Source organism: Blautia parvula (genome assembly GCF_020215665.1).
Taxonomy (GTDB): domain Bacteria; phylum Bacillota; class Clostridia; order Lachnospirales; family Lachnospiraceae; genus Blautia; species Blautia celeris.
Window position 1 is genome coordinate 5426871 of the sequence record NZ_CP084061.1, and the last position, 22762, is coordinate 5449632.

22 protein-coding genes are annotated in these 22762 nt (G+C 47.7%); 14 read left to right on the top strand and 8 right to left on the bottom strand.

The window, feature by feature from the left end; all coding sequences use genetic code 11:
• Positions 1-713: 713 nt before the first annotated feature.
• The 3 genes from LC508_RS24710 (at position 714) to LC508_RS24720 (ending at position 4555) form a co-directional block, all read left to right on the top strand.
• Entirely contained in the window at positions 714-2483 is a 1770-nt protein-coding gene (locus tag LC508_RS24710; protein ID WP_225305261.1) for a Na/Pi cotransporter family protein, read from the top strand.
• Between the two features lie 72 nt (positions 2484-2555).
• Entirely contained in the window at positions 2556-3230 is a 675-nt protein-coding gene (locus LC508_RS24715; RefSeq protein ID WP_033140834.1) for a winged helix-turn-helix domain-containing protein, read from the top strand.
• On the top strand, positions 3227-4555 hold the full coding sequence (locus LC508_RS24720; RefSeq protein WP_103731937.1) for a sensor histidine kinase: 1329 nt from the start codon (positions 3227-3229) through the stop codon (positions 4553-4555). Before LC508_RS24715 ends, LC508_RS24720 begins: the two co-directional genes overlap by 4 nt.
• A gap of 99 nt (positions 4556-4654) precedes the next feature.
• On the opposite strand, the gene LC508_RS24725 is transcribed toward LC508_RS24720, so the two are convergent.
• From LC508_RS24725 to LC508_RS24735, 3 genes are read right to left on the bottom strand one after another with little or no spacing between them, the layout of a single operon-like run.
• Positions 4655-5590 (bottom strand): DUF4097 family beta strand repeat-containing protein, encoded by a 936-nt coding sequence (locus tag LC508_RS24725; protein ID WP_103731936.1) that lies wholly within the window; start codon positions 5588-5590, stop codon positions 4655-4657.
• Between the two features lie 7 nt (positions 5591-5597).
• Positions 5598-6260 carry a permease prefix domain 1-containing protein gene (locus LC508_RS24730; RefSeq protein WP_033140837.1) on the bottom strand — a complete coding sequence of 221 codons (663 nt, stop codon included), beginning with the start codon at positions 6258-6260 and terminating at the stop codon, positions 5598-5600.
• Positions 6250-6603, bottom strand: a complete 354-nt coding sequence (locus LC508_RS24735; RefSeq protein WP_033140838.1) for a PadR family transcriptional regulator — start codon at positions 6601-6603, stop codon at positions 6250-6252. The genes LC508_RS24730 and LC508_RS24735 overlap by 11 nt, the downstream gene beginning before the upstream one ends.
• Positions 6604-6784: 181 nt before the next feature.
• On the opposite strand from LC508_RS24735, the gene LC508_RS24740 reads away from it, so the two are divergent.
• Together LC508_RS24740 and LC508_RS24745 are read left to right on the top strand one after the other, a co-directional pair.
• A complete protein-coding gene (locus LC508_RS24740; protein ID WP_054353525.1) occupies positions 6785-7204 on the top strand; it encodes a spore coat protein CotJB in 420 nt (139 codons plus the stop codon).
• Complete coding sequence (locus LC508_RS24745; RefSeq protein ID WP_033140840.1) at positions 7204-7815, top strand: manganese catalase family protein; 612 nt, start codon at positions 7204-7206, stop codon at positions 7813-7815. Before LC508_RS24740 ends, LC508_RS24745 begins: the two co-directional genes overlap by 1 nt.
• A 127-nt stretch (positions 7816-7942) precedes the next feature.
• On the opposite strand, the gene LC508_RS24750 is transcribed toward LC508_RS24745, so the two are convergent.
• Positions 7943-9385: a TrkH family potassium uptake protein gene (locus LC508_RS24750; RefSeq protein WP_033140841.1), complete on the bottom strand. Its 1443-nt coding sequence runs from the start codon at positions 9383-9385 to the stop codon at positions 7943-7945.
• 15 nt (positions 9386-9400) lie between these two features.
• A complete protein-coding gene (gene trkA, locus LC508_RS24755) occupies positions 9401-10762 on the bottom strand; it encodes a Trk system potassium transporter TrkA (RefSeq protein ID WP_033140842.1) in 1362 nt (453 codons plus the stop codon).
• Positions 10763-10978: 216 nt separating this feature from the next.
• Between trkA and LC508_RS24760 the strand changes: the two genes are divergently transcribed.
• Positions 10979-11167, top strand: a complete 189-nt coding sequence (locus LC508_RS24760) for a DUF6472 family protein (RefSeq protein WP_033140856.1) — start codon at positions 10979-10981, stop codon at positions 11165-11167.
• Positions 11168-11241: 74 nt separating this feature from the next.
• Here the strand turns inward: LC508_RS24760 and LC508_RS24765 are convergent, their stop codons facing one another.
• A complete protein-coding gene (locus LC508_RS24765) occupies positions 11242-13620 on the bottom strand; it encodes a heavy metal translocating P-type ATPase (protein ID WP_103731934.1) in 2379 nt (792 codons plus the stop codon).
• A 114-nt stretch (positions 13621-13734) separates the two neighbouring features.
• Here LC508_RS24765 and LC508_RS24770 point away from each other — a divergent pair, with 114 nt between their 5' ends.
• The 8 genes from LC508_RS24770 (at position 13735) to LC508_RS24805 (ending at position 20675) form a co-directional block, all read left to right on the top strand.
• A complete protein-coding gene (locus LC508_RS24770; RefSeq protein ID WP_118593979.1) occupies positions 13735-14253 on the top strand; it encodes a hypothetical protein in 519 nt (172 codons plus the stop codon).
• 234 nt (positions 14254-14487) lie between these two features.
• The gene (locus LC508_RS24775; RefSeq protein ID WP_033140735.1) at positions 14488-15192 is read left to right on the top strand and encodes an ABC transporter ATP-binding protein; all 705 of its coding nucleotides are present in this window, start codon (positions 14488-14490) and stop codon (positions 15190-15192) included.
• Between the two features lie 32 nt (positions 15193-15224).
• Positions 15225-16508 carry a glutamate-5-semialdehyde dehydrogenase gene (locus LC508_RS24780; RefSeq protein ID WP_033140739.1) on the top strand — a complete coding sequence of 428 codons (1284 nt, stop codon included), beginning with the start codon at positions 15225-15227 and terminating at the stop codon, positions 16506-16508.
• Positions 16509-16514: 6 nt separating this feature from the next.
• Positions 16515-17348 carry a CPBP family intramembrane glutamic endopeptidase gene (locus LC508_RS24785; protein WP_103732731.1) on the top strand — a complete coding sequence of 278 codons (834 nt, stop codon included), beginning with the start codon at positions 16515-16517 and terminating at the stop codon, positions 17346-17348.
• A gap of 183 nt (positions 17349-17531) precedes the next feature.
• Positions 17532-17744, top strand: coding sequence for a helix-turn-helix transcriptional regulator (locus LC508_RS24790; protein WP_033140734.1), 213 nt, complete (start codon positions 17532-17534; stop codon positions 17742-17744).
• Positions 17737-18483 (top strand): DUF3169 family protein, encoded by a 747-nt coding sequence (locus tag LC508_RS24795; RefSeq protein WP_033140733.1) that lies wholly within the window; start codon positions 17737-17739, stop codon positions 18481-18483. Before LC508_RS24790 ends, LC508_RS24795 begins: the two co-directional genes overlap by 8 nt.
• A 24-nt stretch (positions 18484-18507) precedes the next feature.
• On the top strand, positions 18508-19404 hold the full coding sequence (locus LC508_RS24800) for an ABC transporter ATP-binding protein (protein WP_033140732.1): 897 nt from the start codon (positions 18508-18510) through the stop codon (positions 19402-19404).
• Positions 19401-20675, top strand: coding sequence for an ABC transporter permease (locus LC508_RS24805; RefSeq protein ID WP_103732732.1), 1275 nt, complete (start codon positions 19401-19403; stop codon positions 20673-20675). Before LC508_RS24800 ends, LC508_RS24805 begins: the two co-directional genes overlap by 4 nt.
• A 215-nt stretch (positions 20676-20890) precedes the next feature.
• Here the strand turns inward: LC508_RS24805 and nagB are convergent, their stop codons facing one another.
• Both nagB and LC508_RS24815 read right to left on the bottom strand, forming a co-directional pair.
• Positions 20891-21619: a glucosamine-6-phosphate deaminase gene (nagB, locus tag LC508_RS24810; protein ID WP_033140730.1), complete on the bottom strand. Its 729-nt coding sequence runs from the start codon at positions 21617-21619 to the stop codon at positions 20891-20893.
• Between the two features lie 108 nt (positions 21620-21727).
• Positions 21728-22624 carry a helix-turn-helix transcriptional regulator gene (locus tag LC508_RS24815; protein WP_033140729.1) on the bottom strand — a complete coding sequence of 299 codons (897 nt, stop codon included), beginning with the start codon at positions 22622-22624 and terminating at the stop codon, positions 21728-21730.
• Positions 22625-22762 lie beyond the last annotated feature (138 nt).

Consider the following 22762-nt stretch of genomic DNA (forward strand, 5'->3'; position numbering starts at 1 on the left):
TAAGCGGCTTCTTTACCCAAAATACTTTATGCTTTCGGCAAATTAAAAACTCTAACCAAAATCATCTCAAAACTAAATAATTAATAATTCTATCAATAACAAACACAAACACTAAAAAATAAAATCAATTAATATTACTATAAATATCAACACTTATATTACTATTATTATTTCAACAATACATTTAAAATCTCCAACTTTAAAAATACCGCTCAAAAATAAACTCATAAAACCCACAAAGCACGAAACCAGACTTACCAGACAAATATCCTGTACAACCATGTTATCAGACAACGATTCCCCTATTGTCACTAAACCGCACAGTTCAAGAACATCCGCCCTGTATATTCCGCATTATATCCCAGGTGAAGGAGGGGCATAGGGAAAGGGATTCAGTAGGTTTAGTGGAGCGGCGGGCAGATCCACCTGCGGCAGTCACTTAATGAGGAGGCCTCATCCGACGAATTTAGTGAATGCCAGCAGGTTAGCTGCCCACCAGCGGAACGTCGGATGAATCCCTTTCCCTATGCCCCTCCTTCGCCGTCCGCATATGCCAAAATCCCTCCCCCCATATTCTATTCTCTCTTAAATAATGAAAATTTTACACAGATTTTACAAAACCCCAATAAAAGATTTTACATACCTCCCCTACAATAAGGAAAGAATAAAAGGTAATAAGTATGCCTTGCTACAAAAGGAAAAGGAGAAAAAGTATGGATTTCTTTAGTATTTTGACCTTAATCGGCGGTCTGGCTTTGTTTTTATATGGAATGAATGTCATGGGTGACGGTCTGGCCAAGGTATCAGGCGGCAAAATGGAGAGGATTTTGGAGACACTAACCTCAAATCCCCTGAAAGCCGTAGGCCTGGGCGCTGCCGTAACCGCAGTCATCCAGTCATCATCAGCAACCACCGTAATGGTAGTTGGCTTCGTCAATTCAGGCATCATGAAACTCTCTCAGGCAGTTGGCGTTATCATGGGTGCCAATATCGGTACAACAATTACATCCTGGATTCTGAGTCTTTCCGGAATCGAAAGTGACAATTTTTTCATACAGCTTTTTAAACCCTCCACATTCTCACCCGTCCTGGCCATTGTTGGCGTTGCCTTCCTTATGTTTGCCAAAAGTGAGAAGAAAAAAGACATCGGCATGATATTTATCGGATTTGCCGTTCTCATGTTCGGTATGGACAGTATGAGCAGCGCAGTGAAGCCGCTGGCGGATGTACCTGAATTTACAGGGATTCTGACACAGTTTTCCAACCCGATTCTCGGTATGATCGCCGGTACCATTCTGACGGCAGTGATCCAGAGTTCCTCCGCGTCAGTGGGTATCCTGCAGGCCCTCTGCGTAACCGGTGCAGTCAGCTTTGACGTTGCCATTCCCATTATCATGGGCCAGAACATCGGTACCTGCGTAACAGCACTTCTCTCCGCTGTAGGAGCCAAGAAAAATGCAAAGCGTGCTGCCATGGTGCATTTATACTTTAACGTGATCGGTACAGTTATCTTCATGATTCTGTTCTACACCCTGAATTCCTTCATCCATTTTGGATTTATGGGACATGCGGCAAACGCGGCAGGCATTGCAGTGGTACACACAACATTTAACGTATTTGCAACTGTGCTTCTGCTTCCTTTCTCCAGAGGCCTGGAGAAGCTGGCAAAACTCACGATCCGCGACAAGGAGGAGGAGACAAAACCGGCTGTACAGGATGTGCAGACCCAGCTTCTGGATGTGCGATTCCTGGATAAACCGGCATTTGCCATGGAGCAGAGCCGTCATGTAGTGGATAAAATGGCAAAAGAGGCCCAGGATTCTCTGCACACTGCGCTGTCACTCATTGACAGATATGATGAGATGAAAGCGGAAGAGGTGATGACCCTGGAGGACCATGTGGACCGCTATGAGGATGCCCTCGGAACCTATCTGGTGAAACTGAGCCAGAAGGATTTGAATCAGAAGGACAGCCACGACTTGTCCATTATGCTCCACTGCATCGGGGACTTTGAACGAATCTCTGACCATGCGGTAAATATTATGCAGTCCGCAAAAGAAATGTATTCAAAAAATATGAAATTCTCCGATAAGGCACTGCAGGAACTGCATGTGATCGCCAAAGCGGTTGAGGATATCTTTGACTCCGCATACAAAGTATTTGCAGGGCAGGATCAGGAGATGGCCAAAAGTGTGGAACCTCTGGAACAGGTGATCGATGAATTGAATATGGAGCTGAAAAGCCGCCACATCCGCAGGCTGAGAGAAGGAAAATGTACCATAGAACAGGGATTTGTCCTCTCGGATATAACCACCAGTCTGGAGAGAATAGCAGATCACTGCTCCAACATTGCAGTCTGTATCACCCAGGTGCCTGAGGATACCTTTGACACTCACAGCTACCTGGAACATATGAAGCGTGAAGACAACTCGGAATTCCAGAGAGTGATGGAACTCTCCCGCAGCCGTTACCAACTTCCATAAATTTTTCTTGTGCGCTCCCGAAAAAATGCGTATACTGTCTATAGAATGAGATGGGCAGAGAAGGGAGCGCATATGATTTATTGTGTGGAAGATGAAAGAAATATTCGGGAACTTCTTGTATATACATTAGGCACCACCGGATTTCAGGCCAAAGGACTGAGTGACGGAAAAGAGCTCTTCACAGCATTGGAGGATGAAATTCCGGAACTGATTCTTCTGGATATTATGCTTCCCGGTGACGACGGATATGCTATATTAGAAAAATTGAAAAAGGAGCACAGGACCAGGGATATTCCTATAATCATGGTGACAGCCAAGGAGGCGGAATATGACAAGGTGCGGGGACTGGACGGAGGGGCTGATGATTATATCACAAAGCCCTTTGGCATGATGGAATTCATCTCCCGGGTCCGGGCTGTGCTGAGAAGAAGCAGTAGGCAGACACAGGACAAGATCCTGCGCTGTGAAAATCTCTCCGTAAATGTGGACCGCCACGAGGTAATGGACGGACAGCGGAGAGTGGAACTGACATTGAAAGAATTTGAAATGCTCCGCTATCTGATGGAGAATCAGGGAATCGTGCTGAGCCGCGACAGGCTGCTGGAACATATCTGGGGATATGACTTTGACGGTGAGACCAGGACAGTAGATGTACATATCCGGACACTGCGGCAGAAACTGGGCGACTGCGGCAACCTGATTGAGACCATCCGGGGAGTGGGATATCGGATTGGAGATGGAAGATGAAACAACGTATACTGAACCACGTGGGAATTATGGTGGTTCTTTCCGTGATACTGACCTTTATTGCGGCAAGCGCTGTTATGTACGGAAAATATAATCATTATATGAAGCAGGATGTGAGGAATGAGGCCGAGTACATCCGCTACGCGGTGGAGAATACGGGGAAGGAATATCTGAACAAAACAACAGGTGACCTGACTACCAGCCGCATTACCCTGGCAAAGCCTGACGGAACGATCCTCTATGACTCAGAGAAGGACGCATCAGACCTGGAAAATCATAAGGACAGGCCTGAGATCATTGAGGCCATGAAGGAGGGAACCGGTGAGGTCGTGCGGTTTTCACAGACTCTTTCAAAGCAGACTTTTTATTATGCGGTCAAATTAAATGACGGCAATATTCTGCGGGTAGCTAAGACGACGGACAGTGTTCTTTCTACCATGCTTTCCAGCTTTACGCTTCTGGGACTTCTGCTGATCGCAATACTGGCATTGGCATTTTTTGTAGTGGAGAAGCAGACGCGGAGGCTGATCGCACCAATCAATGAGCTGGATCTGGAGCATCCCCTGGAACACGTGGCTTATGAGGAGCTGCGGCCTCTTTTAAACAGGGTGGATGAACAGAATGTGCAGATCGCCAAGCAGGTGGAAGAGCTGAAGCAGGCTGAGATGGTGCGCAGGGAATTTTCTGCCAATGTGTCCCATGAGCTGAAGACACCGCTCATGTCCATATCCGGTTACGCGGAGATCATGCGGGACGGGCTGGTACAGCCCCAGGATGTACCGGAGTTTGCAGGCAGGATATATGATGAGGCCAGCAGGCTGACCAGCCTTGTGCAGGATATCATTGAGATATCCAAGCTGGATGAGAGTAAAAATATGCCGTTTGAGGACGTGGATCTGTATGAGATGACGCAGGATATCTGCCAGACACTCATGCTTCCCGCAAAGAAGAAGCGTGTGACTGTGCTCATGGAAGGAAAGAGTGTATCCATACAGGGAGTCCGGCATGTTCTGTATGAAATGCTGTATAACCTTGTGGATAACGCCATCAAATATAATAAAGAAGGTGGATATGTGAAGGTTTTGCTGGCACGGGAAAAGGACGGTGTGCGGTGGAGCGTAGAGGATAACGGGATAGGGATCGCAAAAGAAGAGCAGGAGAGAATATTTGAAAGGTTTTACCGGGTGGATAAGAGCCATTCGAGGAAGACCGGAGGGACCGGGCTTGGGCTTTCTATTGTGAAGCACGGGGCAGCGCTGCATCATGCTAAGATTGTGCTGAATAGTGAGCCTGGGAAGGGAACGAAGATTGTGCTGAGGTTTTAGCAGCGGCGAGGAGGCCGGGGAGACCTGCGGGGTGTGAGTATCCTGCAGGCCTCCCCGGTTTCGCTTTTGGAGCAGCACTTTGATGGTGTAAAGAAAAAATTATTGGTTTTTCCTGACAGTGATGTCACCGCTGGTGGTTTCAATGCGGAAGTGGTTTTGTCCGGACTCGTAGGTTAAATGGGAGTCGGAACCGGTGGCGGGAAAGTCGGTGTGGATGTCGCCGCTTACGGTGTCGTAGTCAAGGGTGAACCCGGGATTGTCCGGGATATTGATAAGTATACTGCCGCTGGTGGTGTCTGCCTGGATCTTCTGAGGACAGATATCGGAGAGGACACGGAGATCTCCGGAGACGCTGTCATGCTGAATATCGTTTATGGTGCCTTCCAGATTTACACTGCCGCTGGTGGTGTTGGTGACAGCAGAGGTGGTAACGATCAGGGCAGTGGAATCCAGAGAGCCGCTGGTGGTGTCTGCAGTCAGGGTGTCAGTTTTTATGTTTTTCAGAGTGATGTCTCCGGATACACTGTCCAGGTACAGTTTTTCCGCTTTCAGATTTTCCAGGCTGAGGTCCGATGAGACACCGTCCACCACAATCTCCCGGAAGGAGGCGGCATATTTTTTCGGAATCTGGATCTCCAGTTTTTTGGAAAGGCCGTTACTGAAGGTAGAGATCAGATTTTTGGTGGCACCGCGGTATTGGATCAGGAGAGTGTCATCTTTTAAATAATAATGGAGTTGTTTGTCTGCGCTTAATTTCTGGCGGCTGGTTTCATTAACGATCAGTTTGTCAGTGTCTGCGGTGGTGAGGGTGACGCTGCCGTCAAGCCAGTCTACATTTATATTCTTGATTTTATCTGCGGGAAGTTTTGCGGGGCCGGCTGTGTATTTACTGCTTTCCGGGTAGCTCCAGCCGCCGGTTTGAAAGGGTGTGAAGTGCCATCTTTTGTTGAGGCCAAGTATGAGTACAGCTATCAGAGCCACAGCAATGATGGACCAGCAGATTATGCGGATGACCGCGGATGTTTTTCTATTCATGGCTTACCTACTTTCTCAGCTCAAAAGCTGCTCGGATGATGGACTGAACCGCAGCGGCGATCAAAAAGATGATCCAGGTCACATTCCAGCGCATGGTGCTGAAGCTGATGATCAGGTAGAGGACTGTGGCAAGAGTCCAGACAGCACTGTTGACAGCGCGGAAGGTCTGACGGCTGCCGCTGTTGTATTCCTGCCATTCTCTGAAATCACCTATAATGGTCCCGTCATTGGCTGCATAGCGGGGACGTGTCATGTGGTTATAGATAAGAAGCCCCGTGGCAGTGGCGATCATAAGGAACATCAGGCATACGCCGATGATGTCATAGCCCACGCTGTCAGCAATAATGACAGGTAATACACATAAAATATAAAGCATTATGGATGTGGAAAACAAAAGGGCAGATTTCCGTTTTTGCTTTATATAGGTTTCCTGGTCCTGGCAGGGGTGTGGAGTATAGCCTGCAGTCAGTCCGGACAGCAGTTCGTCCACGTCGCCTACACTGGCTACGGAAATATTGAAGGCCGCTTCCGGGCTTTTGCCTTCCGCCAGAAGGTCATGATATTTGTCTATGAGGTTCTGCAGAATCTCTTCTTTCAGTTCCACTGCCTGTTTGGTAGGGGGGATTTCTCCGAATAAATCATCCATATATTCTCTGAGTCTATTTTCCATCTGCTGCATCCTCCTTTTTTGATTGGATCAGGATATCAATTAATTGTTTCGCTGTATTCCACTCCTCTTTCAGACGTTCATAAGTCCGTTCTCCCTCCGGGGTGATGGAGTAGTAACGCCGGCGGGCTCCGGTCAGTTCATTGCCCCAGTAGGAAGAAATACAGCCGGCTTCCTCCAGACGCCGGAAAGCAGTATAGAGGGTGGCTTCTTTAAGTTCATACTGTTGACTGGTCTTTCTCTGTATCTCTTTATTGATCTTGTATCCGTAGCTGTCGCCTTCCAGCAGATGCGCCAGTATAATCGTATCGGTATGGCCGCGAATCAAATCAGAAGCGATTGACATATAGCATACCTCCTTTTCTTAGCTACATTAAAACATATATATACCTCGCCTGTCAATGTATATTTAAAATTGAAAAAACTACCTTTGTGAAATGCTTTTTTTCTGCGCATACTATCATTGCAGAGAAAAATTTGATGGATTTTGTCAAAGAATGTCTTTGTTTATGAAAGGAGACGATGATATGGAACAGCAGCATTTGGCAATTGCCTCCGTTCCCATGCAGAACTGGGAGACACTTTATGACTGGGATCAGGCACTGGCAACAGGAACTATTTTTCCGGGACTGAATAAGCCATTTTTCGTGCTGGAAGAAAACTCTTTCGAGACTGAGTTTAAGCCGGACGAAAATGCGTCACCCGAGCAGCAGGAAAGAGAACGTCTGATGAAGGAAATCAGTGCGCTGAGTTTTGCACTGGACGACACCGTCCTGTATCTGGATACCCATCCGGAATCCGCTGAGGCCATGGACCTTAGGAAAAATCTCATTGAACAGAGAAAAGGACTTCTGAAAGAATTCGATGAGAAATTTTATGCTTTAACAAAGGATTGTATTGGCTGCTGGGGCGAAGGTCCCATGCCATGGGAAGGAGCGTGTATCTGATGTGGACTTATGAAAAAAGACTGCAGTTTCCGGTAAAGATCACGAAAACATGTCCAAAAACTGCACAGCTTATTATCAGCCAGTACGGCGGTCCGGATGGAGAGCTGTCGGCTTCCATGCGGTATCTCTCACAGCGTTATACCATGCCGGTTAAGACCGTTGGCGGGCTTTTGACAGATATCGGTACGGAGGAGCTGGCTCATATGGAAATTATATGTGCCATGGTTTATCAGCTTACCAGGGATCTGACTGTGGAACAGGCACAGGCGGCAGGCTTTGATGCCTACTATATAGACCATACCAAAGCATTGTGGCCTCAGGCAGCAGCAGGTGTTCCGTTTACTTCGCTGGAGTTCCAGTCAAAAGGGGATGCCATTGCGGATCTGACAGAGGATTTGGCTGCAGAGCAGAAGGCAAGAGTGGTTTATGACAATCTTTTGAGAATGATAACAGACCCTGAAGTGAGAGAACCGCTGAAGTTTTTAAGAACAAGAGAAATTGTGCATTTCCAGCGATTCGGAGAGGCACTGGAGAAGACAAAAGAGAGACTGGATTCCAATAATTACTATTATTTCAATCCGGAATTTGACAAAAAATTTCTTCAGAATTAGTCCGGTGCATATGGTTGGGAGTACACTGCACGCCAGGACCAATCTAAAAAACAGCCGTTATCTGAAAAACAGCAGCTTTTCAGATAACGGCATTTTTATGCAGCCGGGCAGCAGGTATCTGTCCGGTTTAGAATTTTTTCCAGGTATCCCTGGTGAAGAGCAGAAGGATCGGGAATAATTCCAGTCTTCCTGCAAGCATATCGAAAATCAGAATTAATTTGGCGCCCCCCGAAAAGATAGAGAAGTTCTGGGTAGGCCCAACCAGTTCCAGACCGGGCCCGATATTGTTCAGGGTCGCCGCCACACTGGTGAAGTTCGTTATCAGGTCATGATTGTCAAAGCTTATGAACAGTGCAGAGAATGCAAACACCAGCACATAGGCGATCATGAATACATTGGTGGAACGGACAACTTCATGCTCCACCAGTTTTTCATCCATTTTGATCTTTTTAATGCTGCGCGGGTGGAGATACTGGCGCAGTTCCTTTTGAATGGTCTTCATCAGGATGACAAAACGTGACACCTTGACGCCGCCGCCGGTACTGCCTGCACAGGCACCGACAAACATGAGGATGACCAGAATCGTTCTGGACATTTCCGGCCATGTGTTAAAGTCCGTGGTGGCAAATCCCGTTGTAGTGATGATGGATGCCACCTGGAAGGATACCTGCTGCAGTGATTCAGCGATACTTCCGTAAATATGATACACATTTATTGTGATAGTGATTATGGCAATGGCAATAATAGCCAGATACCAGCGAATCTCCTCAATATGCAGGGCCTGTTTCAGCTTGCCGCTGATGATCAGGAAATAAGCACTGAAGTTTACACCGAATAAAATCATAAATACTGTGACAACCACCTGGATATAGGTGGAATAGCCGGCAATACTGTCATTTTTAATACCGAATCCGCCGGTACCGGCAGTACCGAAGGAGGTAGTCAGCGCGTCAAACACAGGCATACCGCCGCAGAGCAGGAAAAGAATCTCAAGCAGAGTCAGTGCCAGATAAATGCCGTACAGGATTTTGGCCGTAGACTGCACTTTCGGTACCAGTTTGCTCACAGAAGGCCCCGGGCTTTCCGCTTTCATCAGGTTCATATGATAACCGCCGCCTGTCAGCGGAAGCAGGGAGAGCAGAAAGACAAGGACACCCATACCTCCAATCCAGTGGGTAAAACTACGCCAGAACAGGATACAGTGGGAAAGTGACTCCACCTCCGGCAGAACACTGGCACCGGTGGTGGTAAAACCCGACACCGTTTCAAAAACAGCGTCGATCACGTTTGGAATGGAGCCGCTGAATATAAACGGCAGCGCTCCCATGATACTGAGCACGATCCAGCTCAGCGCCACAGTGACAAACCCTTCTTTTGTATAAAAAATTTTGTTCTTTGGCTTTCTCTGAGTCAGAGGTATGCCAATGAGGAGGCACAGAAGCATGGCGAGCACAAAAGCCCATCCGCTGGATTCCTTGTATATCACGGCGACAATACAGGGTAGGAGCATAAAAAGTGCCTCAAAATTTAAGATCCATCCTATGATGTAGGAAATAATTGAGTAATTCATTTCATCCCTCGTAAATTATTTATTTTTCAGTATATCTTTAATGTCGTGCAGCCCCTTTACAGTGGTGACCACGATCACTGTGTCTCCGAGCTGAATGCTGTCCTGTCCCCGTGGAATGGTGATTTTTCCTTTCCGGTTAATGCAGGTAACGAGAAGATTGTCCCTGATATTCAGCTCTGCCAGAGGGGTGTCCAGAAACGGGCAGTCCTCGTGTACGGAGAACTCCAGGGCTTCTGCCTTGTTGTCCAGAATCTGGTAGAGGGTTTCCACATTGCTGCCGATGCTGTTCTGCATGGCACGCACGTACTGCAGGATATAGTCAGCAGTCAGGTATTTGGGATATACAACGCTGCCCACGTCCAGGCCTTCTATGATATCATCAAAGGCAATACGGTTTACCTTTGACACCAGTTTTGCATTGCTGTTCTTTTTGGCGAACAGAGCCAGTAGAATATTCTCCTCGTCCAGATTGGTGAGTGTTACAAAGGATTCCACACGTGTCAGGCCCTCTTCAAGAAGCAGATTCTTATCCGTGCCGTCACCGTTGATGATCGTAGCATCAGGCAGAAGCTCACTTAACTGTTCGCAGCGGTCCTTATTGGCTTCCACGATCAGTACCCGGATCTTCATGGCGAGCAGAAGCTTGGCCAAATAATAGGAAAGGGTACCTCCTCCCACGATCATGGTGCTCTTGACCTGGTGTGTGTGGATTCCGATTCTCTTGAAGAAAAGTGCGGAATTGACAGGGGAGGCAATGATAGAAATAATGTCGTTGTCTCTCAATACAAAATTACCGGAGGGAATACTTACCTCGTCTCCGCGCTCTACGGCACATATGAGGATATTGTTCTTGTAGCGTTCCGCTACTTCCATGACGGTCATCTGGTCTAAGTGAAATTCAGGTTTTACTTTGAATTTCAAAAGCTCTACCCTGCCCTTTGCAAATGTATCGATTTTGATGGCAGAGGGAAAACGCAGCAGCCTGGATATTTCAATAGCGGCGGCATGTTCGGGATTGATGATCATGGAAATGCCCAGACGCTCTTTGATAAACCCGATTTCCTTGCTGTACACAGGGTTTCGGACCCTGGCAATGGTGTGACATTTGCTGACTTTTTTTGCAATCAGGCAGCAGAGAAGATTCAGTTCGTCAGAACCAGTCACAGCGATCAGGATATCGGCAGTCTCAATGCCGGCATCCAGTAGGGTGTTGATACTGGATGCATTGCCCAGCACGCCCATGATATCTGCGTCTTCTGTAATGTCCTGGACCTTTTTGGCGATGATATCGACCATAACTATATTGTGTCCTTCGTTGCTGAGTTGTTCGGCAAGGGTACGGCCCACTTTACCACTGCCTAAAATGATGATTTTCATAACTTCCTCCAGAGATTAAAATTGTATAAAAAAAATATACCTGACATAAAGATTTTATAAAGGGATATCGTCCAATCATTATAACACCACTTGCAGTATTTTTAAATCATAGAATCATAAATTTTTCTGTAATTTATAGGAAAAATATAGTGATATTTGACAAAAAGAAAAGATTCTGCTATACCTAACTCAAAAGAGATGGAAAGGGAGCGGAAAATGGGGAAAAAGAAAACAGCCAACTGTGAGTATTGCAGCAATTACGTCTATGACGAAGAATACGGATATTACACCTGTGATGTGGACCTGGATGAGGACGAGATGGGCAGGTTCATGACGAACACATTCCAGAACTGTCCTTACTTCCAGATGAATGATGAATATAAAATCGTGAGAAAGCAGATGTAAAAGAGAGGCTGTGCTCCGCTGAATATTCAGACGGAACACAGCCTCTCTTTTGGCAGAAAATCTGCCAACGCATATCACAGATTTTTTCTGTAAAGAATGCGGATAGAATTTAATACACACAGAATTGCCACACCGGTGTCGGCAAAGACTGCCATCCACATGGAGGCAAATCCGAAAAGGCCAAGTATCATGACCAGAACCTTGATCACCAGGGCGAAAATTACATTCTGCCAGGATATACGGCTGGTGGCTCTTGCGATAGACAGTGCCTGGGGAACGGCCTCCATGGAAGAATTCATAAATACCACGTCGGCGGCCTCTATGGCGGCATCCGCACCGCTTCCCATGGCAGCACCTACATCCGCACCGGCCAGTACGGGAGCATCGTTGATTCCGTCACCTACAAACATGACGGAGCCGTATGTGCTGCGCAGGCGCGTCAGTTCGTTCAGCTTATCCTGAGGCAGGAGACGGGCGCGTACTTCGTCGATACCAGCTGCTCTGGCAACAGCCTCAGCGGTTTCCCGGGCATCGCCGGTGAGCATGGCAGGCGTGATGCCCATATCCTTTATTTTTTTGACTGCGGATTTGGCGTCCCCTTTCAGGGTGTCGGCGATGATAAGACAGCCGATGTAAGTGCCGTCCTTAGCTGCAAATACTTCTGCACCGAGGCCGTCTGTTGTAATGTTTTCCATAGAAACATGGAATTTTTCCATCAATCTGCGGTTTCCGCAGAGTACTTGGGAACCGTTTATGACTGCGTGTATGCCGCAGCCTGCGATCTCCTCCACGGTATCAGGCCGTGTGACTGTCATTCCTTTTCCTTGTGCTGCTGAGACGATACTGTGCGCAATGGGATGGGTGGAGGTGGATTCACAGGCTGCACAGAGTTCCAGCAGGGTATCTGCGTTTACAGAGTCTGCGGGAAGAACCGTCTGCAGGACGAAGTTACCCTCCGTCAGGGTTCCTGTTTTATCCATAATAACTGCATTTACATTGCGCATGGCTTCCAGGGAGATACCGCCTTTGAATAGGATGCCTCGCTTGGAGCCGGCTCCGATACCGGAGAAAAATGCAAGAGGAACGCTTAAAACCAGGGCGCAGGGACAACTGATCACCAGGAAGGTGAGTGCTGTGTATACCCAGTGGTTCCAGTCCCCTGTTATCAGGGATGGTATGACAGCGGTTGCCAGTGCAAGAAATACTACAAAAGGTGTGTATACCCTTGCAAAACGTGTGATAAAACGGTCAATTTTAGGTTTGTTGGCAGCGGCATTTTCCACGGAATCCAAAATGCGTGTTACCATGGATTCCTCCAGCACTTTTTCAACACGTACCTTTAAAAGTCCGGAGGTATTGACACAGCCGGAAGTCAGTTCATCTCCGAATCCTGCTTTGACAGGTACCGGTTCTCCGGTCACCGGGGAAGTGTCAATGCGGCTTTCTCCTTCAATGACCACGCTGTCCAGAGGGATCCGGTCGCCGGGGCGGATCAGGATAATATCCCCCACCTCAGCATCCTGGGCGGCTATGGTCTTTGTGTCATCACCGATTACCAGGGTGACTGTCTCGGGTCTCATATCCACCGCATCCATGATCTGGGAGCGGCTTCTCTCAACTGCTTTGTGCTCGAAATATTCTCCGATGCGGTAGAACAGCATAACGCCCACGGCTTCCGGATATTCTTGGATGACAATAGCGCCGATGGTAGCGACACTCATCAGGAAATTTTCATCGAATACGTGGCCTTTTGTCAGGTTGCGGAGTGCCGTCAGCACGATTCTTCCGCCAAGCAGGACATAGGCAGTAAGCAGTACCACGAGGGAAGGCAGCTCCATACCCATTTGCTCCAGCACTTCCCCTGCAATGAAAAGGACAGCGCCGGTGCAGAGGGCCAGAATGGTTTTGGTATCCTGTGAGAGCACTCTTGCGGCGGGCACGACATCCTGAATGGGAAGCGTGTCTGCGCTTTTCGGAGTGGTGTCTTTTGGCTTGATGGTCACACCATCCTCAATATCTGTACAGATTTTCCGGATCCGGTCCAGCAGAAGGTCGGGATCTCGTCTGGCGGTAATGCGGAGCTGGCGTGTGGCAAATGTCAGAGTGGTACTTGACACTTCAGGGAGGGCGTTTATCTTTTCCTCCATTTTGGATGCGCAGTGGGCGCAGCCCAGATTGTCGATCAGGTATGTTTTTGTGGTAAAAGAACCGGGCATTTTAAAACGGGGTACCACTTCAACCTGGGATTCTATGGAAGTACAGATTTCCCGGATACGCGGCAGCAGAGCGGCGTGGTCTCTGGCTGATAGTCTGAGCTGACTGGTGGCAAATGTAATGGAGGCGTATTCCACACCGGGAAGCTCTTTGATTTTGGCCTCCATTTTGGCAGCACAGTTTGCGCAGCCCAGATTTTTTAAAATATAAACTTTCTTTTCACAGTCGGCATCAGGCATATGGCACCTGCAGTTGGCAAGGCTTTCGCCGCAGATATCGCAGTATTCCTCATGTGGATGGCAGAGTTCACACTGGCAGTCCGCCGGATGCCCGGGGGTGTGATGTGAGCCCGCATGTCCGTGAGAGTGGCCGCCGTGGTCATGGTCGCAGCCGCAGTCGCAATGTTCGCCATGGTCATGGTCACAGCCACAATCGCAAAGCTCGCCATGCGTATGCTCATGTGTATGTTCGTGAGAATGACCGCCATGGTCATGGTCACAGCCACAATCGCAAAGCTCGCCATGCGCATGCTCGTGTGTATGTTCGTGAGAATGACCGCCATGGTCATGGTCACAGCCACAATCGTAAAGCTCGCCATGCGCATGCTCGTGTGTATGTTCGTGAGAATGACCGCCATGGTCATGGTCACAGCCACAATCGCAAAGCTCGCCATGCGTATGCTCGTGTGTATGTTCATGAGAATGACCGTCATGGCTGTGTTCACAGCCACAGCCGCAATGCTCATCATGCGTCTGCTGATGAACATTCTCACCTTCAGGCTTCCGCAGTTCACCGGAAGAGGCTTTCTTTTCCTGCTTCATATTCAGTCCCTCCAAATCTATTTTTCTATCTATGTAACTATAGTATATTAAACATATGAATATCTGTTCATATATTAATATGAATAGACCAAAAAGTCAATATAAATAAAGAAAAAAGTAAAAGAAATCAAAAATACCCCCTCCTGTTGAAAAACCTGATTGCGGCCCGGTCAAAATGGAGATATAATGGGAAATAACATCTGGCCCCAGGGCCGGAGTGTGCTTAACGGCAGTGGTGCCTAACGGCAGAGGCGTTTTTATTTAGAATGCAGGAAGGATAGAAGCATGTCATTTATAGAATTCCAACATGTGAAAAAAATATACGGCAGTAAAAATGAAGTGGAGATCAGAGCTCTGGATGACGCCAGTTTTTCTGTGGAAAAAGGCGAGCTGGCGGTGATTTTGGGTGCATCGGGAGCAGGGAAGACCACAGCTCTTAATATTCTGGGCGGTATGGACAGTGCCACCGAGGGAGAGGTCATTGTGGACGGCAGACATGTAAATGAATATAAAGCAAAGGATCTGGTCACATACAGACGCAATGACGTGGGCTTTGTATTTCAGTTCTATAACCTTGTTCCAAACTTAACCGCCCTTGAAAATGTAGAGCTGGCTGTACAGATATGCAAAGATTCCCTGGACCCGGCCACTGTTTTGGGAAAAGTAGGGCTTGCGGAGCGGACATCTAATTTTCCGGCACAGCTCTCCGGCGGTGAGCAGCAGAGGGTAGCCATTGCCAGGGCGATCGCCAAGAACCCCAAGCTTTTACTTTGTGATGAACCCACAGGTGCCCTGGACTATAATACAGGCAAACAGATTCTGCAGCTTTTGCAGGACACCTGCCGCAAGGAACATATGACTGTTATTATCATTACCCACAACTCTGCGCTGGCCCCCATGGCTGACCGTGTGATCCGATTCAGGAGCGGTAAAGTGACAGAGATAACAAAAAATGACCACCCCATACCGGTGGAGAAAATCGAATGGTAACAGAGAGCAAAACAGAACAGGAGGATAGACCTATGAATATAAAAGAAGCAACCAGAAAAATGAAACAGGACAGTTTCCGCATGGCAGCCCTCAGCGGGGAGCAGAGAAATGCCGCTTTAGAGGCAGTAAGAATCGCTCTTCTTGCTAACCGGGAAGCCATATTCAAAGCCAATCATGAGGATATGGAAGCGGCTGAAAAGGCAGGGATCGCGGCAGCTGTGATGAAAAGACTGAAATTCGATGAGCATAAGCTGCAGGATGTAACCGCCGGAATCGCTGAACTCATCAAACTGCCGGACCCGCTCTCAAAGGTGCAGCTTGCCAGGGAACTGGATAAAGGTCTGGAACTTTACCGGGTGACGTGTCCCATCGGTGTGATCGGCATCATATTTGAAGCCAGGCCGGACGCGCTGGTACAGATTTCTTCCCTCTGTTTAAAGAGTGGGAACTGTGCCATCTTAAAAGGCGGCAAAGAGACAGCGAGGACCAACAAAGTTCTGTTTGAGATCATCTATCAGGCAGCCGTGCATGAAGGCGTGCCGGAAGGGTGTATGCTGCAGGCCGAGCTTCATAATGAGATCGACGAACTGCTGTCCTGCCATGAGACAGTAGATCTGCTCATTCCCAGAGGTTCCAATCAGTTTGTACAGTATATTATGAACAATACGAAAATACCGGTTATGGGTCATGCCGACGGGGTGTGCCATATTTATGTGGATGCATGTTACGATAAGGAAAAGGCAGTCCCCATTATCATAGATGCCAAGACACAGTATACAGCAGCCTGCAACGCTGTGGAAACGCTGCTTGTAAACAGAGAGGCAGCAGAGGAGTTTCTGCCGGTCATAAGCAAAGCTCTGGGAGAGAACCATGTAAAAGTGAGAGGAACCCGTGAAGTGGCAGAAATCATTCCCTGTGAAATCATGGAGGAGGACGCATTCGATACAGAGTATCTGGATCTGGTGTTATCTGTGAAACTGGTGGACAGTGTACAGGAAGCAGTGGAACACATTAACCGGTTCGGCTCCCATCACACAGACTGCATTATCACAGAGAACAGGGACACTGCGCTGACCTTTATGCAGCTTGTGGATTCTGCCGGTGTATATCAGAACTGCTCCACGCGGTTTGCTGACGGTTTCCGCTACGGATTCGGCGCGGAAGTGGGAATCAGTACCGGTAAAATCCATGCCCGGGGTCCCGTGGGACTGGAGGGGCTTGTGACATATAAATATAAACTGTTCGGCAGCGGACAGATTGTGGGGGACTACGCGGGCGGCAAAAAGCAGTTCCATTTTAAAGACCTGGAGGCATAACAAGGAATGATAGAAAAAGCAAAGACACTGCTGCTGAGTCTGACACCCATTGCCCTTATGTATATCATTCAGATTGCCGCGGCATTGGGCGGACAGGTTCTTATACTTTTGACAGGCCAATTTATGACCGCGATCCATGTGTACCAGTCGCCGGTCATGGATTATGTGGTGAACCAGTATGTGTATATTGTCAGTGCTGCCTCCTACGGGATCTTTCTGCTGGCGGGATATTTCTGGTACCGCAGGGTGATGGCTGACAGACGTGCCGCTTATCTGGAGAGAGGCCACAAGGCCGCTCTTAACTCAGGCGCAATTCTGGGAATCTTTTTTGTGGCCCTGTTCATCCAGTTTGCGGTCACCAGCCTTCTCAATATACTTGCAGTGGTGGCACCAGATCTGATGGGGCATTATATGGAAGTGATGAAAGGGCTGGGCATGGCGGAGCCATCCATACTGTCTATGTTCTATGTGGTCGTGATGGCACCCCTGGCGGAAGAGCTTCTCATGCGCGGGCTCTGTCTGAAAATACTGGAGAGAAGCTTTCCTTTCTGGGCGGCGAATTTCCTCCAGGCGTTGTTTTTCGGCCTTTACCATATGAATCTGATACAGGGCTGTTATGCCTTTTTAATGGGTCTGATCCTGGGCAGACTGGTTAAGAAATACGGTACCCTGAAGGCATCCATGCTCTGCCATTTTATCATTAACTTCAGCGGACAGGTGATATCTGTAATTAATTTCAGTGTGTTGGGAATCTTTCTCGGTACCCTGGTATGTGCAGGTGTCCTGGTGGTTTTGTATATATGGGAAAAACGGAAAAACGAGGATTATCTGTATCGATAACCAGGTATCAATGAAATAAAACAGTGCGAAACGGTGATCACGCTGCTGGGCTTCTGCCATATAACAGCGGCATCACCGTTTTTTTATATATCCGGTTGACAACTATCTTTGTCAGGTGCTATAATCAATGACAAGAAAAGTTGTCAAAATGACAAAGGATTTTGTCATAAAGGAGGGGTGGGAATGTCGTTGCACAACCGCCTGAAAGAATACAGGGCAAAACTGGATATCAACCAGCAGGAAATGGGGCGGCGTGTCGGAGCATCCCGGCAGACCATCAGCCTGATCGAGCGTGGAGATTACTCTCCGTCTGTTACGCTGGCGCTTAAAATAGCCAAAGAATGCGGAGCGTCTGTGGAGGATATTTTTTGGTATGTGGAGGACGGGAATGAATAGGAATAGAAAAGAGAAAAAAGGATATCTGGAATTTATGATAATCATTCTGGTCAGTGGTCTCTTCGGCGGTGTCGGAGCTTTAGTCATCGGCGATCACGGCAGGGATGTGGAGGAACTGGGCAGGTTTTTGGAAAGTGTCATTGGCAGGGGCGCCTTTTATCTGATCGTACTTATGTCCATTTTGGGCAGTATTGCCAATATATATATGGTTATGAGTGTCAGAAAGAAATGCCGGGACTGGGATGGAGAGGATGACGAGATAGCGGAACAAATAGAAAAGTACAACAACCGCTGTCAGGGAATCATAACATGCTGTGCTACCATCACAATGGTGCTGAGCGGCGTTAACATTGTCTATGCGTTTCACAGAGCACAGAGTCTGCCCAACATTGTAGTCATGTCAACGCTGTTTGTACTGTACAGTCTGTGGTGTGCTTTTTCAGAGCATCTGCTGGTGGAGCAGACCAAGAAAATGAACCCTGAGAAAAAAGGAAATGCCCTTTCCCTTCATTTTAACCGGGATTGGGTCGGAAGCTGTGATGAACAGGAAAAGGCCAGGATGTATGAAGCGGCCTATATTGTCTACAAAAATTCCTTTGTTCTGTACACAGGAATCTTTATTTTTATGCTGATGCTGACTGTTGCGGTAGACATTGGCGTACTGCCATTTCTTATACTGGGAATTATCTGGACGTTCCAGAATGTTCTATATATGTGCAGCTATGAAAAGAAACGTTAAGAGGTATGAAACAAGGAGGAGTATATGAGTTTAGTAGTGGAAAATCTGACGAAGCGGTTCGGAGAAAAAACCGCGGTTGACCACCTGTCTTTTTCCATGGAGACACCGGGGGTATTTGGCCTTCTGGGAACCAATGGAGCCGGTAAGACCACAACGATCCGGACAATACTGGGTATCATGGAAGCTGATGAGGGGAAAGCCCAGTGGAACGGCAGGAAAATCAACAGGGAGACGCTGGCTTTCGGTTATCTGCCGGAGGAGCGCGGCATCTATATGAAGACAAAGGTTCTGGAACAGCTTGTCTATTTCGGCATGCTCCGGGGCATGAAGCGGGAAGCAGCGAAGAAGGCGGCTCTTGGCTATATGGAACGCCTTGAGGTTATGGAGTATAAAAACATGCCGGCCGAAAAGCTCTCAAAAGGAAACCAGCAGAAGATCCAGCTCATCTCTGCGATCATCCACAACCCAAGGCTTGTTTTTCTGGATGAACCATTCTCGGGTTTGGACCCGGTGAACGGAAAGATGCTCAGGGATCTGGTGTCTGAGCTTGTGGACGAAGGGAAATACATTATCCTGAGCACCCACCAGATGGAGACTGTGGAGGAATATTGTAAGAATCTTCTGATCCTGAACCGTGGCAGAACAATCCTGCAGGGTAATTTAAAAGAGATAAAGTCAGCCTTTGGGCATACAAATCTATGCGTCACAGTCAATGCAGATGTGGATGGAATGGCACAGGAGGAAGGCCTTCAGGTCTTTGAAAAACGTGCCGCTGAGACAGAGTATAAAATTGACGGAGATGAGATGGCACACAGATTTCTGAAGAGAATGCTGGACGCGGGAATCTATCCCGACAAATTTGAGATCAGGGAACCATCTCTACAGGAGATTTTTGTCAGAAAGGCAGGGGAGACAGAATGAGACAGATAACAACCGTATTTGCATATACCTTAAAAGAGGCTGCCAGAAAGAAAGCCTTCATTGTATCTACCTTGATCATTATGATCATGGTGCTGGCCCTGTGTCTGGCCCCCCGTATTATTTCCGCAGTGAAGGGCAGCGGGGAGGAAGAACAGACCGGTACGGAAAATTCCGCAGAACAGGCGGCTGTAAGCGATGACGCGGCCATCTGCTATCTGGTTGACCAGACAGGGATTTTTGAGAAGAATCTGGATACCCTGAAAAGTGTATATCCGGACAGGAATTTTAAGACAGCGGCAAAGGAAGAGGAGGAAGGTATCCGCAGCGATATCAGGGAGAATGAGAACAATTCTCTGATCTCCATTGAGGAGAAGGACGGTCTACCCTATATCCGTGTGGTGAATGCCAATTTCATGAAGGGCATAAGCTCCCAGAAAATATCGGATATCTGTAATAAAATATGGCAGAAGAATATCCTGGAGGAGAGCGGTGTTGACGGTGAAACCATAGCCAGGTCCACCATTTCCCTGCCATACACGGAGGAAGCAGCAGGTGATATGGATATTACCGGTTATATTCTGGGTCTTGCTGTGGTATTTATCATGTTTTTCGCAGTATATTATTATGGATACGGCGTGGCTATGTCCGTGGCGTCTGAGAAGACATCACGTGTTATGGAGACCCTGGTCGTCTCTGCAAAGCCGTCCAGGATCCTGATCGGAAAATGTCTGGCAATGGGTGTACTGGGACTTCTTCAGATGGTGGGGATCATTGTCTTTGCCCTTATATGTTATACCGCTTTTGTTCCTTCCAATTTTAACATAGGCGGAGTGCCCATTGATTTTTCAAGTATTACGCCGTTCACCCTGTTGATCTTACTGGTTTATTTTGTCCTCGGATATTCCCTGTACGCAGTGATGAACTCTGTGTGCGGCGCGGCTGTGAGCAAAGTGGAAGATTTGAATTCTGCCATGATGCCTGTGATGTTCATCAGCCTTGGAAGCTTTTATCTGGGGTATTTCACAGCTATTGCAGGAGGCGGAAGCAGCGGACTTACCAAGTTTGCCATGTACCTGCCGTTTTCCTCCCCCTTCTCTGTGCCGTTCACTCTTCTGACCGGAGGGATGAAAGCCGGGGATCTGGCAGTCTCCATGGGACTTCTGCTCATCTTTATCCTTGTGATCGCAGCAGTGTCCATAAGAGTGTACAGCGCCTCCGTTCTGCATTATGGGAACAAGTTGAAAATGAAAGAACTTTTGAAAATGAGATAAAAGGATATGATAAAAAAGAGGGAGCAGTCAAGATGGCTGTTCCCTCTTTTAAAATAAAAGAGATGGTCAAAGATTATTGTAACTATTCAGCCAGCTGAATAGTTACGGGTATTCGCCCATTAAAAATCGCTTCGCGATGGGGCGAATACCTGCCGCCACTACTCTTTTGCACGGTCAGCGCAGTAAATGCGCTGACCTGACTGAACAGTTACAGATTATTTTACTTTGGAAAGTGCTGCATTGTCGGCAACGATGGTCACATCCGGGTGAAGCTGCAGAATGGATGCAGGAACCTGAGGTGTGATAGGTCCATTGATGATCTTGTTCAGGATTTCCGCTTTGTCCTCACCGCTTACCACAACAAGGATCTTCTTTGCGCTCATGATGGTGCCGATCCCCATGGTGTAAGCCTGTCTCGGTACGTCGGATTCTTTTTCAAAGAAACGCTTATTGGCCTGGATGGTGCTCTCTGTCAGGTCAACACAATGTGTGATCTTCGGGAAGTCCTCTGCTGGCTCGTTGAAGCCGATGTGTCCGTTATGGCCAAGGCCCAGAAGCTGCAGGTCAATACCGCCTAAGTCACGGATGATCTGCTCATACATCTGGCAGGCCTGGTCACTGTTCTCCTGCAGTCCGTCCGGCACGAAGGTGTGGTCCTTGCGGATATTTACATGGTCGAACAGGTTTGTGTTCATGAAGTAACGGTAGCTCTGGTCATTTTCCGGGCTTAAGCCTCTGTATTCATCGAGATTGCAGGAGGAAAGTGTGGAGAAGTCCAAATCTCCGTTTTTATACCATTCCACCAGGTTCTTATATGTGCCCACCGGTGTTGATCCGGTAGCCAGACCGAGAACGCAGTCAGGTTTTAATACAATCTGAGCAGCAATGATGTGTGCTGCCTTTTTGCTCATTTCATCGTAGTCTTTTGTTCTGTAGATTTTCATAACACATTCTCCTTTATTGCGAGCCCCCATTGAACCGTGCTCTTTTTCTTCATTATAATATGAATAGTCTTGTAAAACAATGATAAAATTCTGAAAGAAGTTTCAGAATTATGGCCTTTCGGCAAGCAGCTTGATGGATGAGGCATATTCGGAAGGGGTCATGCCTGCAAGCTTTTTAAACTGCCTGGAAAAATAATGGATGGAAGTATAGCCGAGAAAGTCTGATATCTGGGTGAAATTGTGATGGTTCTCCCGTATGAGCTGTTTGGCCAGCTCGATTTTAAGCCGTGAGAAATATTCAATGACACCGCACTGGTTCTGCTCCCGGAAAAGTTTTTGAAGCTGGGAACGCCCGATGAGGTTTGCCCTGCAGATCTCGTCAATGGTCAGATGTTCGCGGATATGTTCTTCCAGGTAAGTGGTGATCCGCTTATAAATGATGGCATCGTTTTTCTGCTTGATGGATTTGACAACAGCAGGCGCTGTGCTGCGGCCTTTCATCTGCTCTCTCACAAGGTGTATGAGGAGCTGCTCCAGATAAAGCTTGATGAGCTGTTCTGAACCGAATGCAGCTTCCGGGAGCCGCTCCATATGTGTGGTATACGGGTCATCAAGCGGTGTGGCGATGCATCGTCTTGCCTCATAGATGATCTGGGCCATGAGATAGCGGGCTGTCTCACTGATATCTGTGATCAGCTCCTCAAAATACTGCATAGCCGGAGAGTTACATTCAAATGAAATGACCACCAGATTTGGCGCGATCCGGCCATTGGCCTTCAGACTGTGGAATTCATTTGGTTTGTGGAAAGCGATCTGTCCCCTTTTCAGTGTGTGGGGCCGGTCACCTGCCATGATATCTACCTCTCCTTTGTCAACGCAGAGAAATTCCCAGAAATTATGGGATTCACCGGGAAAGCTAAAGTCACTCATATATTCAAAATAGTGTATGGTGACAACTTTGGAGATACTGATATCTTCTCTTAATTCAAGACTTTCAAACGGCATAAGACACCTCCATAGCATGAATACATTATAAAACAACTTTTTCAGAAAAACCATACAGTTTCGTCAGTTGGACTATTACGGAAAAAAAACAGCAAGAAATGCAGGGGGTGCTGTCTGTAATCAGAAATATCACCAGGT